This window comes from Priestia sp. RMT2NF4 (assembly GCF_047872835.1).
Taxonomy (GTDB): Bacteria; Bacillota; Bacilli; order Bacillales; family Bacillaceae_H; genus Priestia; species Priestia zanthoxyli.
On the sequence record NZ_JBLQZO010000005.1, the window covers coordinates 301,063 to 317,402 of the forward strand.

Annotated in this window: 18 protein-coding genes and 1 riboswitch; of the genes, 17 read left to right on the forward strand and 1 reads right to left on the reverse strand. The window is 39.4% G+C overall.

Going from position 1 to position 16,340, the window contains the following annotated elements; genetic code table 11:
* The first annotated feature begins 12 nt into the window (after window positions 1–12).
* On the forward strand, window positions 13–930 hold the full coding sequence (locus ACMX9J_RS20940) for a proline dehydrogenase family protein (RefSeq protein WP_033580442.1): 918 nt from the start codon (window positions 13–15) through the stop codon (window positions 928–930).
* A 79-nt stretch (window positions 931–1,009) separates the two neighbouring features.
* Here ACMX9J_RS20940 and ACMX9J_RS20945 read toward each other — a convergent pair whose 3' ends face one another.
* The gene (locus tag ACMX9J_RS20945; protein WP_013059660.1) at window positions 1,010–1,159 is read right to left on the reverse strand and encodes a YuzL family protein; all 150 of its coding nucleotides are present in this window, start codon (window positions 1,157–1,159) and stop codon (window positions 1,010–1,012) included.
* Window positions 1,160–1,343: 184 nt separating this feature from the next.
* Between ACMX9J_RS20945 and ACMX9J_RS20950 the strand changes: the two genes are divergently transcribed.
* The 16 genes from ACMX9J_RS20950 (at window position 1,344) to sufU (ending at window position 16,326) form a co-directional block, all read left to right on the forward strand.
* Window positions 1,344–3,725, forward strand: coding sequence for a 3-hydroxyacyl-CoA dehydrogenase NAD-binding domain-containing protein (locus ACMX9J_RS20950; RefSeq protein WP_416226150.1), 2,382 nt, complete (start codon window positions 1,344–1,346; stop codon window positions 3,723–3,725).
* A gap of 12 nt (window positions 3,726–3,737) precedes the next feature.
* Window positions 3,738–4,916 carry an acetyl-CoA C-acetyltransferase gene (locus tag ACMX9J_RS20955; protein ID WP_014457877.1) on the forward strand — a complete coding sequence of 393 codons (1,179 nt, stop codon included), beginning with the start codon at window positions 3,738–3,740 and terminating at the stop codon, window positions 4,914–4,916.
* Window positions 4,917–4,939: 23 nt separating this feature from the next.
* Complete coding sequence (locus ACMX9J_RS20960) at window positions 4,940–6,724, forward strand: acyl-CoA dehydrogenase family protein (RefSeq protein ID WP_033580444.1); 1,785 nt, start codon at window positions 4,940–4,942, stop codon at window positions 6,722–6,724.
* 115 nt (window positions 6,725–6,839) lie between these two features.
* Window positions 6,840–7,196 carry an arsenate reductase family protein gene (locus ACMX9J_RS20965; protein ID WP_028412087.1) on the forward strand — a complete coding sequence of 119 codons (357 nt, stop codon included), beginning with the start codon at window positions 6,840–6,842 and terminating at the stop codon, window positions 7,194–7,196.
* 135 nt (window positions 7,197–7,331) lie between these two features.
* Entirely contained in the window at window positions 7,332–7,715 is a 384-nt protein-coding gene (gcvH, locus tag ACMX9J_RS20970; RefSeq protein WP_014457880.1) for a glycine cleavage system protein GcvH, read from the forward strand.
* Window positions 7,716–7,794: 79 nt separating this feature from the next.
* The gene (locus ACMX9J_RS20975) at window positions 7,795–8,040 is read left to right on the forward strand and encodes a YusG family protein (protein WP_014457881.1); all 246 of its coding nucleotides are present in this window, start codon (window positions 7,795–7,797) and stop codon (window positions 8,038–8,040) included.
* A 181-nt stretch (window positions 8,041–8,221) separates the two neighbouring features.
* Window positions 8,222–8,572: a toprim domain-containing protein gene (locus ACMX9J_RS20980; RefSeq protein ID WP_025752660.1), complete on the forward strand. Its 351-nt coding sequence runs from the start codon at window positions 8,222–8,224 to the stop codon at window positions 8,570–8,572.
* Window positions 8,573–8,586: 14 nt separating this feature from the next.
* Complete coding sequence (locus ACMX9J_RS20985) at window positions 8,587–8,886, forward strand: thioredoxin family protein (protein ID WP_033580445.1); 300 nt, start codon at window positions 8,587–8,589, stop codon at window positions 8,884–8,886.
* 180 nt (window positions 8,887–9,066) lie between these two features.
* Window positions 9,067–9,174: riboswitch (SAM riboswitch) on the forward strand.
* Window positions 9,175–9,305: 131 nt separating this feature from the next.
* Entirely contained in the window at window positions 9,306–10,331 is a 1,026-nt protein-coding gene (locus tag ACMX9J_RS20990; protein ID WP_034264210.1) for a methionine ABC transporter ATP-binding protein, read from the forward strand.
* The gene (locus ACMX9J_RS20995) at window positions 10,324–10,992 is read left to right on the forward strand and encodes a methionine ABC transporter permease (protein WP_016765829.1); all 669 of its coding nucleotides are present in this window, start codon (window positions 10,324–10,326) and stop codon (window positions 10,990–10,992) included. The genes ACMX9J_RS20990 and ACMX9J_RS20995 overlap by 8 nt, the downstream gene beginning before the upstream one ends.
* Window positions 10,993–11,009: 17 nt before the next feature.
* Entirely contained in the window at window positions 11,010–11,846 is an 837-nt protein-coding gene (locus tag ACMX9J_RS21000) for a MetQ/NlpA family ABC transporter substrate-binding protein (RefSeq protein WP_014457885.1), read from the forward strand.
* A 121-nt stretch (window positions 11,847–11,967) separates the two neighbouring features.
* Complete coding sequence (locus ACMX9J_RS21005) at window positions 11,968–12,333, forward strand: carboxymuconolactone decarboxylase family protein (RefSeq protein ID WP_016765828.1); 366 nt, start codon at window positions 11,968–11,970, stop codon at window positions 12,331–12,333.
* 238 nt (window positions 12,334–12,571) lie between these two features.
* Window positions 12,572–13,357 (forward strand): Fe-S cluster assembly ATPase SufC, encoded by a 786-nt coding sequence (gene sufC / locus ACMX9J_RS21010; protein WP_013059647.1) that lies wholly within the window; start codon window positions 12,572–12,574, stop codon window positions 13,355–13,357.
* Between the two features lie 17 nt (window positions 13,358–13,374).
* Window positions 13,375–14,682: a Fe-S cluster assembly protein SufD gene (gene sufD, locus ACMX9J_RS21015; protein WP_416226142.1), complete on the forward strand. Its 1,308-nt coding sequence runs from the start codon at window positions 13,375–13,377 to the stop codon at window positions 14,680–14,682.
* The gene (locus tag ACMX9J_RS21020; RefSeq protein WP_013059645.1) at window positions 14,682–15,902 is read left to right on the forward strand and encodes a cysteine desulfurase; all 1,221 of its coding nucleotides are present in this window, start codon (window positions 14,682–14,684) and stop codon (window positions 15,900–15,902) included. The genes sufD and ACMX9J_RS21020 overlap by 1 nt, the downstream gene beginning before the upstream one ends.
* A complete protein-coding gene (sufU, locus tag ACMX9J_RS21025; protein WP_013085338.1) occupies window positions 15,892–16,326 on the forward strand; it encodes a Fe-S cluster assembly sulfur transfer protein SufU in 435 nt (144 codons plus the stop codon). The genes ACMX9J_RS21020 and sufU overlap by 11 nt, the downstream gene beginning before the upstream one ends.
* Window positions 16,327–16,340 lie beyond the last annotated feature (14 nt).

The window sequence follows — 16,340 nt, forward strand, 5'->3', positions numbered from 1 at the left end:
CGGGGGGTTGCTTTGGAACAAACGATAAGAAACTTTTTTTTATTGTTATCAAAAAGCAAAAAGTTAACAAAGCTGGCTAAGCGCTATGGTTTACGTTTTGGGGCAGCAAGGTTTGTTGCAGGGGAAACCATCGATGAAGCTGTTAGTGTGATAAAAAAGCTAAATGAACAGGGATTAAAAGTAACGATTGATTATCTCGGAGAGTTTGTGGAAAGTGAAGCTGAAGTCAATAATGCTGTGGCTCAATGCATAAAGGCCATCCATCTTATACACAAAGAAAGGTTAGATTCAGAAATTTCTTTGAAATTAACGTCTATGGGACTTGATATTTCTGAAGATCTGGCGCTTCAGCATATGCGTCATATTCTAAATGAAGCGGAAAAATATAGTGTGTTCGTGACGATTGATATGGAAGATTATAAGCGATGCAGCAAGACGATTAAGCTGTTTAAACAATTAAAAAGTGAGTATGACCACGTAGGGACGGTACTTCAGGCATACTTATATCGAACAGAAAGTGACGTTCGCGAATTAGATGCTTATGCTCCTAAATTAAGGTTAGTAAAAGGAGCGTACAAAGAAGCGGCAGACGTGGCTTTTCCTGATAAAGAAGACGTAGACGAAAACTTCAAAAACATAATTGGACTTCATTTATTAAACGGTCACTACACAGCAGTTGCTACTCATGATGAACGAATCATTCAGTATACAAAAGAGTTTGTTAAAAAGCATGGAATTTCAATGAATCAGTTTGAATTCCAGATGCTATACGGTATTCGACCAGAAAGGCAGGTTCAGCTCGTAGCAGAACAATATCAAATGAGAGTGTACGTTCCTTATGGAACGGACTGGTATGGGTACTTTATGAGGCGCCTTGCAGAAAGACCTGCAAATGTCGCATTTGTCTTAAAAGGAATCGTAAAAAAATAACCATGAAATGGTCGTGATGACAGAATAAGAAATAGTCAAAAATCGAACATGATTCGATTACTCATGTTCGATTTTGAGGTTAATGTCCTTGTGTATTATGCTTTGTGTACTGCTGGTTTTGAGATGTCTTTTTGCCGCGTCCGTGCGGTTCATTAACCGGTCCAGCATTTCCTTTAACGCTTGCTGCGCTTACGCCTGCTGAAGATGGATCTTTCTTTAATTTACTCACAAAATCACCTCCTGTGTATTAAGATAACCAAACACATTAAAAATAGTTAGAGATAATATTGTGAATATATTGCGAAAATTTAAAAAATGCTTTATAGTAAAAACAGAGATTAACAGTGACTCTCTTTTTTTACACATAAAATGAATGACCATTCATTCAATATATCAAAGGGGATGTGGGGATAATTATGAACATAAAAAAAGCCGCCGTTTTAGGTTCAGGAGTTATGGGCTCTGGAATTGCAGCTCATTTAGCGAATGTAGGAATTCCAACGCTTTTGCTAGATGTGGTTCCAGCTTCATTAACACCAGACGAGGAAAAAAAACAGCTAACGCTTGAAGATAGGCAAGTCAGAAATCGGTTGAGCACAACTGCTTTAGCTAAATTAACTAAGCAAAAACCGGCACCTTTAACGTCGAAGTCGTCACTATCGTTAATTACGCCGGGAAACCTTGAAGATCATTTACAGCAGTTAAGCGACTGCGATTGGATCATTGAAGTAGTAGTGGAACGCCTTGATATTAAACAGCAGTTGTTTGAAAAAATTGACGGCGTACGAAAAAAAGGAAGTATTGTAAGTTCAAATACTTCAGGAATATCGATCCACGAAATGGCTAAAGGACGCTCAGAAGATTTTAAAGCGCATTTCTTAGGAACGCACTTTTTTAATCCACCTCGTTATTTAAAGTTATTAGAAATTATTCCAACTCATGACACAAAATCAGAAATTGTTGAATATATGAAAACGTTTGGTGAAGATGTATTGGGTAAAGGAGTAGTTATTGCAAAAGATACGCCTAACTTTATCGCCAACCGTATCGGTACGTACGGTTTACTTGTGACCGTTCAAGAAATGTTAAAAGGTAATTACAGCGTGGGAGAAGTTGACTCTGTGACGGGTCCCTTAATTGGAAGACCAAAAAGCGCAACGTTTCGAACGTTAGACGTAGTGGGACTAGACACATTTATTCATGTGGCCAACAATGTGTTTGACAAAGTGGAAGGCAAAGAAAAAGAGGTATTCGACGTGCCTTTATTTATGAAACAAATGCAGGGAAATGGCTGGCTGGGAAGCAAGTCGGGGCAAGGCTTCTTTTTAAAGAAAGGCAAGGAAATTTTAGAACTTGATCCTAATACACTTCAATACGTCGAAAGAAAGAAGTTAAAAACAGCTTCTACCGAATTAAGTAAGCAGGCAAAAGGGCTGCAAAACAAAATGAAAGCGCTTATATATTCTGATGATCGTGCTGGACAGCTTCTTTGGAACATTATCAGCCCCGTTCTTGTGTATGCAGCACAGTTGAAAAATGAAATCGCCGACGATATCGTCGCCATTGATCAAGCTATGAAGTGGGGATTTGGCTGGAAAATGGGTCCTTTTGAGACGTGGGATGCAATTGGTTTAGAAAAATCAATTGAGAAGATGGAGCAGTCTGGCTTAGCCATCCCGCAGTGGGTAAAACAAATGCAGGAAAATGGATTTACAAGCTTTTATAAAGAAATGGAAGGTCAAACGCTTTACTACGAAGAGGATGAGTATAAAGCAGTAAAAGAAAATAAAAAGGTGATCCACCTGTCATCTTTACGCTCTCAAAATAATGTCATTTTAGAAAACAGCGGAGCGAGCTTAATTGATTTAGGAGATGATGTGGCATGCCTGCAGTTTACTTCTCCTAACAATGCGATTGGGCTAGATATTATCAGCTTATTGAATCAGTCTCTTGAAGAAGTGAACAAGAATTATAAGGGGCTGGTCATAGGAAACCAAGGAAAAAATTTCTGCGTTGGCGCTAACTTAGCTATGATTTTGATGGAAGCACAAGATGACAATTATTTTGAAGTTGAGCTTGTCATTAAACAATTTCAACAGGCAATGATGAAGGTGAAATATAACGAAAAGCCGGTTGTTGCAGCTCCATTTGCGATGACTCTTGGAGGCGGAGCAGAAATTTGCTTACCGTCAGCTAAAATCCAAGCTTCTGCTGAAACTTACATGGGCCTTGTAGAAGTAGGAGTCGGGTTAATTCCTGGCGGAGGAGGTAACAAGGAGCTTTATATCAAACAGCTAAATGGTTTACCGAACGGTGTAACGCTCGATCTTCAGCAAATTGCCAATAAAACATTTGAAACAATTGCTACTGCAAAAGTATCTACTTCTGCTGCAGAAGCTAGGCAGCTAAACTTTTTAAACCGCCATGATGCTATCAGTGTAAACGGAGATCACTTGCTGAATGATGCAAAGAACTCAGTCCTTGCTTTACACGACACGGGCTATAAACCGCCTGTAAAAACTAAAGTTCCTGTCGTTGGAGAAACAGGATATGCAACGTTGCTGCTAGGAGCTCAATCCATGAAATATTCAGGATATATATCAGAACATGATTACAAAATTGCTAGTAAGTTAGCATTTGTATTAGCTGGAGGACGCGTAGCGTTTGGTTCCAAAGTGGATGAAGAGTATTTGCTTGATTTAGAGAGAGAAGCATTTTTAAGCCTTGTTGGAGAAGCGAAGTCTCAAGAACGTATGCAGCACATGTTAGTTAAAGGAAAGCCACTGCGCAATTAAGGGGGAGAAAAAATGAGAGAAGCAGTTATTGTAGCAGGTGCTAGGACACCGGTCGGAAAAGCAAAAAAAGGTTCATTGGCAAGTGTTAGACCTGATGATTTGGGAGCTATTGCGGTTAAAGAAACTCTTCGCCGAGCAGGCGGATACGAAGGACCGATTGATGATTTAATTATTGGTTGTGCGATGCCTGAGGCAGAACAAGGTTTGAATATGGCTCGAAATATTGGCGCTCTTGCAGGTTTGCCTTATACGGTGCCAGCAATAACGATTAATCGTTATTGTTCATCAGGTTTGCAAAGTATTGCCTACGGTGCAGAACGAATTATGCTAGGGCAAGCCAAAGCAGTGTTAGCTGGAGGAGCAGAATCAATGAGTTTTGTTCCGATGTTTGGAAACGTAGCGCGTCCGAATGTTCAGCTGGTTGAAAATGCGCCGGAGTATTATATGGGCATGGGACATACAGCAGAACAAGTGGCGATGAAATACGGCATTTCACGTGAAGACCAGGATGCATTTGCCGTACGCAGCCATCAAAAAGCAGCAAAAGCACTTCAAGAAGGGAAGTTTAACGACGAAATTGTTCCCGTGGAAGTGACGCTTCGGAAAATCGATGAAAACAATAAGCTACGTGAACAAAAGCTGATGTTCTCTCAAGATGAAGGAGTTCGTCCTGGCACAACTGCGGACGTATTAGGGAAACTTCGTCCAGCCTTTTCGATTAAAGGATCCGTCACAGCTGGAAACTCTTCGCAGACAAGTGACGGAGCTGCATCCGTTTTTCTAATGGATAAAGAACAAGCTGAAGCAGAAGGCTTAAAGCCTTTGCTTAAGTTTCGCTCATTTGCAGTTGGAGGAGTTCCGCCTGAAGTAATGGGGATTGGCCCGGTAGCTGCCATCCCTAAAGCTCTTAAACTAGCAGGGCTGGAGCTTTCTGATATCGGATTGTTTGAATTAAATGAAGCATTTGCTTCTCAAGCACTTGGCGTTATTCGTGAATTAAATATTAATGAAGATAAAGTAAATGTAAACGGAGGCGCTATTGCCTTAGGTCATCCATTAGGCTGTACTGGAGCTAAGCTGACTCTTAGCTTAATGCACGAAATGCAGCGTCGAAATGAGCAGTTTGGAATTGTCACCATGTGTATTGGTGGAGGAATGGGAGCTGCTGGTGTATTTGAATTGTTAGCATAATCATTTCAAAGGGGGATATGAACATGTCAAATAAAACAAAACAAATGATTAAAGGTGGAAGTTTTTTAATTGAAGAAGGCGATGCAAGCCGCGTCTACACGCCGGAGGATTATACATCTGAACAAAAGATGATTGCCAAGACGACAGATGAATTTGTAGAAAACGAAGTCCTTCCGCAAGTGGAATATTTAGAAAAGCATGAATTTGACCGTTCTGTAAAGCTATTAAAACAAGCTGGTGAATTAGGCTTGCTTGGTGCAGATGTACCGGAAGAATACGGTGGGCTTGGTTTAGATAAGATTACCTCGGCTTTAATTGCTGAAAAAATGTCTCGAGCAGGCGGATTTTCCATCACTCATGGTGCTCATGTAGGAATTGGGTCATTGCCAATCGTCTTATTTGGAACAGAAGAGCAAAAACAAGCATATTTACCTGCTTTAGCGGTAGGGGAAAAAATAGCGGCTTATGCGCTGACTGAACCGGGTTCTGGTTCGGATGCTCTCGGTGCTCGAACAACAGCTCGCCTTAACGCAGAAGGTACACACTATGTGTTAAATGGAGAAAAGCAGTGGATTACGAATGCTGGATTTGCTGATGTATTCGTGGTGTACGCAAAAATTGACGGCGATAAATTTTCTGCTTTTATCGTTGAGCGCGAATTTCCAGGCGTTTCGGTTGGCCCGGAAGAGAAGAAAATGGGAATCAAAAGCTCATCAACCAGAACGTTGATTCTTGAAGATGCGCTTGTTCCAAAAGAAAACGTGCTAGGTGAAATTGGAAAAGGCCATGTGATTGCCTTTAACATTTTAAATATTGGGCGCTATAAGCTTGGAGTTGGAGCAGTTGGAGCAGGGAAACGTGCGTTAGAAATTACGTCTCAATACGTTAACCAGCGTCAGCAGTTTAAAACGCCAATTGCTAAATTCTCATTAACACAAGAAAAGTTAGCCACAATGGCTTCTAAATTGTATGCAACTGAAAGCTCCGTATATCGTACGGTAGGACTTTTTGAAGACCATATGGGCCAGCTTTCAGAAGAACAGCAAAAAGACGGAAAACAAATTGCTGCTTCTATTGCTGAATATGCTATCGAATGTTCATTAAATAAAGTGTTTGCCACGGAAGCTCTTGACTACATTGTAGATGAAGGCGTGCAGCTTCATGGAGGCTACGGTTTTATGAGCGAGTATGAAATTGAGCGTCTGTATCGCGATTCTCGCATTAATCGTATTTTTGAGGGAACAAATGAGATTAACCGTCTTTTAGTACCAGGCACATATTTACGCAAAGCGTTAAAAGGAGAGCTTCCACTGCTTCAAAAAGCACAAACGCTTCAAGAAGAATTGATGATGCTTATGCCGCAGGAAGTAGGAAATGAGCCGTTAGATCAAGAAAAAATGCTTGTGCAAAACGGGAAGAAAATTGCGCTCTTGCTTTTGGGATTAGCTGCACAAAAGTATGGCAAAGAATTAGAAAAAGAACAAGAAATTCTCGTTAATATTTCTGATATGATTAGTAACGTATATGCAATGGAATCTACTGTTTTACGTACTGAAAAAGCCATTTCCAAAACAGGAGTAGATCAAAACAGCTTAAAATTAAAATACACGCAAGTATTCTGCCAAGAAGCATTTAATCGAATCGAAGCAGATGCAAAAGAAACGTTAATTGGCGTTGAACAAGGTGATACGCTTAGAGTCATGCTTTCGTCTCTTCGCAAATTAACTCGCTATACACCAATCAATGTAATTAGCGTAAAGCGCGAGGTTGCAAAAACGCTTCTAGAAGTAGAGAAGTTCACAGTTTAAGGAAAAAGGAGCTCGTTTTGCGAGCTCCTTTTTGTTTAAGAAGCCTCTATCTAGGTAAATGATAAAGGATGTGTTAAAATACGAAAAAAGCTTAAAATAAAGGGTGGTTGACGAAATGTCATTATTTTTTTATTCATATCCAAAGTGCGGTACGTGCCGAAAAGCAAAGAAGTGGCTCGATGATAACGGAGTAGCATATGAAGAAATTCATATTGTAGAAAATCCGCCAACAAAAGAGCAGCTGCAAGCTTACTATCAGAACAGCGGCCTAGAATTAAAAAAATTCTTTAATACAAGCGGTAAAAAATATCGCGAGTTAGGTCTTAAAGATAAAGTAAGCAGTGCGAGTGAAGACGAACTTCTGTCTATTCTTGCGTCAGATGGCATGTTAATTAAGCGTCCGCTGCTAACAGATGGACAAAAAGTAACGCTTGGTTTCAAAGAAGAGCAGTTTGAGGACGTGTGGAAGTAAGTTTTCAAATAGAAAATTTTTACCTTTTACGTTACACTGTTAATAGGAAGTTATTTTAGGTTGTAGAAAGTGTTCTCCACGTTGAAGGCGCTTTTTATATAAACAAATTACGATACATATTTTGGAGGGATTAAGATGAGTACACCAAAAGATTTGCGTTATTCTGAAGAGCATGAATGGGTAAAAACAGAAGGAGACGTTGTCCGCGTAGGTATTACACATTTCGCTCAAGCTGAGCTTGGAGACATCGTATTCGTTGAACTGCCAGAAGTAGGAGCAACAGTAGAAGCTGACGAGCCGTTTGGTAGCGTTGAATCAGTAAAAACAGTTTCTGAGCTTTACGCACCAATTAGCGGTGAAGTTGTAGCAGTAAACGACAACTTAGGCGATAGTCCTGAACTTGTTAATGAATCTCCATACGAAGAAGCATGGATGATTACAATCAAACCATCTGATGCTTCTCAAGTAGACAAGCTGATGACAGCAGAGCAATACGAAGAAATGACAAACGAAGGATAATATTCCTCCATAAATTGTCTTTATGAAAAGTTTTTGACTGGACACTCTATTAGTAAACAAGCTAAAGGAGTGTCTTTTTATGTTTGAAAAACAAAAAATGGACGTTACAGATCGCGTTACAGCTAAATTTCATGACGGCGGTATGAAATTATACGTTGATAAGCAGCCAATTGGTGAAGTTAGCTACGGAACAAGCGGCAATGAATACCGCTTTGAAGAAGGATATTCGCAAGAAAATAATAAGTTCTATCAATACGCGGACGTACAAAAACAAGGTGAAACGCAAAAATATACAGACTGCGATGAAGAAGCAGGATGGTGCTAAACAGTGGCAACTGCCGCTGTTTTTCTTGTTTTATAGAGATAATATGGCCTAAACTGCCTTTTAAAAGAGTTCTTTCTTGCAAATTTCTTTTAAAAAACAGGTGAACTGTGATACATTAACGAATATTGTATAGCATAAAGAAATGATGTTACTATACAACTGACGATTATGGGTGATGAAAATGGGGCTAATTGAAATTGAAAAAGTAATTATTGTCGAAGGAAAGTCAGATAAAAAGCGTATTCAAGATATCATTCGAGAACCAATTGAAATTATTTGTACAAACGGTACGATTAGTTTATCAAAGCTGGATGAAATTATTGACTGTACGTTTAACAAAGAGGTATACATACTCGTTGACTCTGATGATTCAGGGAATAAGCTGAGAAAACAATTTAAACGAGAGCTTCCGGAAGCAGAGCATCTATATATTGATAAAATGTACCGAGAAGTTGCTGCCGCCCCTAGACATCACATAGCAACAGTATTGCTGAGTGCCAATATCGATGTTAATGCAGAATTTTTAACATAAAAGGAATGAGCAACATGCAAGAATGGAGCGAAAAACAGCTGGATGATCAGTTAAAAGAAGGAGAAAGAGCCTTTATCTTTTTCCATACGCCTTTTTGCGGGACATGTCAGCTGGCAAAAAAAATGTTAACCGTGGCAGAAGCGATGCTGCCGGATGTAACCATCGGAATGAGCAATTTAAATTATATGCCTTCAAAAGCAGAATTATTTTCTATTGAAAGCGTACCTTGTTTGATTGAAGTGGAAAATGGTGAAATGGTAAAAAAACTCTACGCGTTTCATTCCATCGAGCACGTACTCGAGGAGCTTCGATAATCAAACGTTTGTTTAAAATGAAGAAGTGGAAAGAGAGCGAACCGTTGGGGCTGTTGAAATCTTGGGATATTATCCCAAGAACAAAATCTGTTGACAGCCTATCTGACACATGCTAAAATCACACTCATGAATGTTCATAAATGAATGAATATTTCCCAAAAACAAAATAATTGTTGCGAACTCTTATCAAGAGAGGTGGAGGGACTGAGCCCTGTGAAACCCGGCAACCGTCAGACTAACTGAAATGGTGCCAATTCCTGCAAAGCTATGCGCTTTGAAAGATGAGAGAAAGGATTAAATATCGAGCCTTTCTGTCATGCGCAGAGAGGCTTTTTTAATGGGGAAAATTGTTTTACGGCTTTTTCATCCTATAGGGCAACCTAACATAATTAAGTTTTTATTAAAGAAGGTGAAGAAATATGATTACATTAACAGACGTTACAAAAATTTATCAGGCCAAAAGCGGTCAAGTAACAGCTGTTGATAATGTGAATCTAACCGTTAACCAAGGTGAAATTTACGGAATTATTGGTTATAGCGGAGCGGGGAAAAGTTCTTTGATTCGCTTGCTAAACGGATTAGAAACACCAACGACAGGAACGGTCGAAGTAGCAGGTAATGATATTGGAAAAATTAAAGGCGGAAAACTCAGAAAAGCTAGACAAGAAATTAGTATGGTATTTCAGCACTTTAATATCTTGTGGTCGCGTACGGTACGAGAAAATATTGCCTTTCCGTTAGAAATAGCAGGGATTTCAAAAGAAAAAAGAATGAAACGAGTAGACGAACTTATTAAGCTAGTCGGGCTTGAAGGGCGTGAAGATGCTTATCCATCACAGCTTAGCGGCGGACAAAAGCAGCGTGTTGGGATTGCTCGAGCGCTAGCGAACAATCCAAAAGTATTGCTTTGTGATGAAGCAACATCAGCGCTTGATCCTCAAACGACAGATTCTATTTTAGATCTGTTAGTAGATATTAATGAGAAGCTAGGGTTAACCATTGTATTGATTACTCATGAAATGCACGTCATTCGTAAAATTTGTCATCGAGTAGCCGTTATGGAAAATGGGGCAGTAGTAGAAGAAGGACAAGTGCTAGAAGTATTCAGAAAACCTAAGCAGCCGATTACAAAACGATTCGTTCAACAGATTTCTGAACCAGAGGAAACGTTTGAAACGATTGAACAAGTAAAAGAGCTGTATCCAAGCGGGCAAATTATTCAGCTGACGTTTGTTGGCGGAAAAGCAGAGCAACCGCTCATTACAACGATTTTAAAACAGTTTGATGTAACGATTAATATTTTGCAAGGAAAGATTTCTCATACACAAACAGGTTCATACGGGACGTTGTTCGTTCATTTAGACGGAGAATTAACAGAAGTTGAAAAAGTCATTGCATACATTCATGAGCAGCAGGTAGAAGTGGAGGTAATGACAAATGCTTGAGAAACTATTTCCAAACGTTATTTTAGATGATTTTATTCAAGCGACAAATGAAACACTATATATGACGGCTATTTCAGTTGTAGCCACATTTGTTCTAGGTATTTTATTGGGCTTGCTTTTATTTTTAACGTCCAAAGGACAGCTTTGGCAAAACAAACCTTTATATGCCATTGTGTCGGCGGTTGTAAATATCTTTCGTTCCATTCCATTCATTATTTTAATTGTTTTACTGATTCCATTTACCAAAGCATTGGTAGGAAGTATTTTAGGCGCTAATGCAGCGTTACCGGCTTTAATTGTTGGAGCAGCACCATTTTATGCGCGTCTTGTAGAAATTGGTCTGCGTGAAATTGATAAAGGTGTTATTGAAGCTGCTAAATCAATGGGAGCCACAACAAGCACTATTATCTTTAAAGTGCTGTTACCTGAATCGCTGCCAGCTTTGATTTCCGGTTTGACAGTAACAACCATTGCGTTAGTCGGCTATACGGCAATGGCGGGTGTGATTGGAGCTGGAGGTCTTGGAAACCTTGCATATTTAGAAGGATTCCAGCGCAGTCATAATGACGTAACGCTAGCCGCTACGATCTTAATTTTGATTATTGTATTTATTATCCAACTTATTGGAGATGCGATTACTGCAAAAATTGATAAAAGATAAAGGGAGGATTATTTATTATGAAAAAATGGCTTTCAGCTTTAGCATTAACATCTGCGCTAGTAGTAGGATTAGCGGCGTGTGGATCTAACAATGGATCAAAAGATGAAAAGAAAATTGTCGTGGGTGCATCTAATACGCCTCATGCTGAAATTTTAGAACAAGCAAAACCTATTTTGGAAAAACAAGGAATTGATTTAGAGATTAAAAAATTCCAAGATTACATCTTACCGAACACAGCTCTTGCAAACAATGAAATTGATGCAAACTACTTCCAGCACGTTCCTTATATGAATTCAGTGCTAAAAGATCATAAAGGTGAAAAAGGGTATGATTTCGTAAGTGCCGGTGCCATTCACATTGAACCAATTGGTATCTACTCTAAAAAATACAAAAGCTTAAAAGATCTTCCGAAAAACGGCACAGTTATTATGCGTGATGCAGTAGCAGAGCAAGGACGTATTTTATCGATTTTTGAAAAAGCTGGCGTGATCAAATTAAAACCAGGCGTAAAGAAAACAGACGCACAAATTAAAGATATTGTAGAAAACCCTAAGAATTTAAAATTTAAAGCCGATGTTGAAGGCGGATTGTTACCTCAAATGTACAAAAACAATGAAGGTGACGCTGTTGTTATCAATGCTAACTATGCTATCGATGCTGGTTTAGATCCAGTAAAAGATCCAATCGCAGTGGAAAGCAAAGAAAACAACCCATATGCAAACATCATTACGGTTCACAAAGGTGACGAAAATAAAGATACAGTGAAAGCTTTAGTAAAAGTTCTTCACTCTAAAGAAATTCAAGACTACATTAAAGAAAAATACAAAGGCGGAGTATTGCCGGTAAATAAATAATAGAAGAAAAGCGCTTGCCCACTCTGGGCAAGTGCTTTTTTGTATGCATCAAAACGAATAACTCTTATTTTTCTCACGCATACTAACCGTGAAAACTTTACTGATGATGGGAGCTGACGTTATGCAGCAAGAAGCACGTCATTCAACTGAGCAAGCACTTCATGATTATAAAATGGGTGTTGGGAAATTTAGCGAAAAATTGCCGGAAGTAACAAAAACGTTTAATGCGTTTACTGAAGCATGTTTTGGAGAAGGTTCTCTTTCTAAAAAAGAAAAGCAGTTAATCGCGCTAGGAATCAGCGTAGTAGCTCAAGACGAGTACTGTATGATTTATCATACAAAAGGCTGCATTGATCAAGGTGCAACTGAGCAAGAAATTTTAGAAGCATGCGGAGTATCAGCGGCATTTGGCGGAGGCGCAGCGATGAGTCAGTCCGTTACGCTTGTCCAAGAGTGTGTTTCAGAACTGACTAGCCACACGCACTAAGTAAATAAAGCGGGTAAAAAGCTTGTCTTAGAAGGCTCTATCGAGTCTTTTAAGGCAACTTTTTTATGAGTGGATTTAGTCTTAAAAAACGTACATAATGGTTTAAAACCTTTTGGGTCAAAAGGTTGCTATAAGTTTTCATTTGTTATAAGATTGTAATGAGAATAAAATGAGAATAATTAAAAAGATATAGGTATATCGTTTTTTACTATATACGTCTATAACTGGAGGTTTTAATATGGCAGGGTCAACTTTAACAATTAAAGATCTTCATGTTGCAATTGAAGGTAAAGAAATTTTAAAAGGTGTTAATTTAGAAGTTAAGGGCGGCGAAATCCATGCAATCATGGGACCAAACGGTACTGGTAAATCAACATTATCTTCAGCAATCATGGGACATCCTAAATACGAGGTTACACAAGGAAGCATCACGCTAGACGGCGAAGATGTACTTGAGATGGAAGTAGATGAGCGCGCTCGTGCAGGTCTATTCCTAGCGATGCAATATCCAAGTGAAATCAGCGGGGTAACAAACGCAGACTTCCTACGTTCAGCAATTAATGCTCGTCGTGAAGAAGGCGAAGAAATTTCACTAATGAAATTCATCCGTCAATTAGACAAAAACATGGATTTCTTAGAAATGGATCAAGACATGGCTCAGCGTTACCTAAACGAAGGTTTCTCTGGCGGTGAGAAGAAGCGTAACGAAATTCTTCAATTAATGATGCTTCAACCAGGAATTGCAATTTTAGATGAAATCGACTCTGGTTTAGATATCGATGCGTTAAAAGTTGTATCAAAAGGTATTAATGAACTGCGCGGCAGCGAGTTTGGTTGCTTAATGATCACTCACTACCAACGTTTATTAAACTACATTACACCAGATAAAGTTCACGTTATGATGCAAGGTCGTGTTGTAAAATCAGGCGGACCAGAATTAGCGCAGCGTCTAGAAGCAGAAGGTTATGACTGGATCAAACAAGAATTAGGTATTGAAGACGAAACTGTAGAGCAAGAAGCTTAAGAGTTAGGAGGATCTCTATGACTATTGATACGAAATTACCATTTGATCAAGAGTACATCAGCAGCTTTTCAAAAGAAGCTAATGAACCAAGTTGGCTGCTAGATCTTCGCTTACAAGCTCTTGCGAAAGCAGAAGATCTTGCACTTCCAAAGCCAGATAAAACAAACATTTCGAAATGGAACTTTACTGCTTTTGACAAGCACACTTCACAGGGAAGCACAATCTCATCTGTAGACGAGCTTCCAGAAGTGGTTAAAGCACTGATTGATACAGAAGCGGTTAAGAATCTATATGTTCAGCGTGACCAAACAGCTGCATACTCAACGTTAACAGAAGAGCTAAAATCTCAAGGCGTTATCTTCACAGATATCCAAACAGCTGCTAAAGAGCATAGCGACCTTGTTGAGAAGTACTTCATGAAAGACGGAGTTAAAGTAGATGAGCACCGTTTAACTGCATTAAACGCAGCGTTATTAAACGGGGGGGTATTTGTATACGTTCCTAAAAATGTAGAAGTACAAGAGCCTCTTCAAGCTGTATTTGTCCGTGAAGATGAAGAAGCAGCTTTATTCAACCATGTTATTGTTGTAGCTGAAGACAACAGCTCAGTAACATATGTAGAAAACTACATTGCTACTGCTGAAGAGTCACACGGTGTTGTCAATATCGTGACGGAAGTATTCGCTAACAGCAATGCAAAAGTAACGTTTGGAGCTGTTGACTACTTAGCTAAAGGTACAACTACTTATGTGAACCGCCGCGGCGTAGCGGGCAAAGATGGTCGCATTGAGTGGGCTTTAGGCTTAATGAGTGAAGGAAATACAGTTTCAGAAAATACAACGTATCTAATGGGCGACGGTTCATATGGAGATACAAAAACGGTAACAGTTGGACGTGGAGAGCAGTCTCAAAACTTAACAACAAGTATCGTACACTTCGGAAAACATTCTGAAGGCTACATTTTAAAACACGGCGTTATGAAAGAAAGCGCGTCTTCAATCTTTAACGGTATCGGTAAAATTGAACACGGTGCATCTAAATCAAACGCTGAGCAAGAATCCCGTGTGTTAATGTTAAGTGAAAAAGCACGTGGAGACGCAAACCCAATTCTTCTAATTGATGAAGATGATGTAACAGCAGGACACGCTGCATCTGTTGGACGCGTAGATCCAATTCAGCTTTACTACTTAATGAGCCGTGGTATTCCGCAAACAGAAGCAGAACGTCTAGTTATTCACGGGTTCTTAGCACCAGTGGTAAACGAGTTGCCAATCGAAACGGTTAAAAAACAATTAACGGATTTAATTGAAAGGAAAGTTCGATAATGAATATCTCTGATATTCGTAAACAATTTCCTATTTTAGACCAAGAGGTAAATGGCAGCCCACTCGTTTATTTAGACAGTGCAGCAACTTCACAAAAGCCGCTTGCTGTAATTGAAGCAATTGAGAAGTATTACAAAGAATATAACTCAAACGTACACCGAGGTGTTCACACGCTTGGTACAAGAGCAACAGACGGATACGAAGGCGCTCGTGAAAAGGTTCGTAAGTTTATTAATGCAAAATCAACGGAAGAGATTATCTTTACGCGCGGTACAACGACAGCTCTTAATACAGTAGCTGCAAGCTATGGCCGTGCGAATCTTAAACCTGGTGATGAAATTGTGATTACTTATATGGAACATCACAGTAACATCATTCCTTGGCAGCAAGTTGCCAAGGAAACAGGTGCAACGTTAAAATATATTTCATTAACAGAAGATCATGCACTTTCACTAGAAGAGGTGAAAAGCACGATTACATCTAACACAAAAATTGTATCGATTATGCAAGTATCTAACGTATTGGGTACAATTAACCCAGTAAAAGAAATTGCAGAAATTGCACACGCTAACGGTGCAGTAATGGTTGTGGATGGTGCGCAAAGTACGCCTCACATGAAGGTGGATGTACAAGATTTAGACTGTGATTTCTTTGCTTTCTCTGGACATAAAATGGGCGGACCGACTGGAATCGGCGCTCTTTATGGAAAGAAAGAGCTTCTTGAAAAAATGGAACCAATCGAGTTTGGCGGCGAAATGATTGACTTCGTAAACTTATACGAATCAACGTGGAAAGAGCTTCCTTGGAAATTTGAAGGAGGTACGCCAATCATTGCAGGTGCAATTGGTTTAGGTGCAGCGATTGATTTCTTAGAAGAAGTTGGTTTAGATAACATTCAAGCACATGAGCACAAGCTAGCGCAATATGCACTGGATCGCTTATCGCAAGTAGATGGAATTACGATTTACGGACCGAAAGAGCGAGCGGGTGTTGTGACGTTTAATATTGAAGATGTGCATCCGCACGACGTTGCAACAGTAGTAGACGCTGATGGAATTGCGATTCGTGCAGGTCATCACTGTGCGCAGCCGCTGATGAAATATTTAAACGTATCGTCTACTGCACGTGCAAGCTTCTATCTGTATAACACGGAAGAAGAAGTAGATAAATTGGTGTCATCATTAATAAAAACGAAGGAGTATTTTACAAATGGCTTTTAATAATTTAGATACTCTCTATCGTCAAGTAATTATGGACCATTATAAAAACCCGCGTAATCGTGGAACATTGAATGAAGATACTGTGAACATTCATATGAATAACCCGACGTGCGGAGACCGCATTGAACTTTCTTTAAAAGTAGAGGACGGCAAAGTGGTGGATGCAAAGTTCGAAGGTGAAGGATGTTCAATTTCAATGTCATCAGCTTCAATGATGACACAAGCAATTAAAGGTCAAGAAGTAGACAAAGCGTTTAAAATGGCCCATATCTTCTCTGACATGATGCAAGGTAAAGAGTATGATGATAGTATAGATTTAGGAGATATTGAAGCACTTCAAGGTGTAGCAAAATTTCCTGCGCGTATTAAATGTGCAACACTAGCGTGGAAAGCGATGGAAAAAGGTCTTAACGAACAAAAATAAGACCTTCATTCATT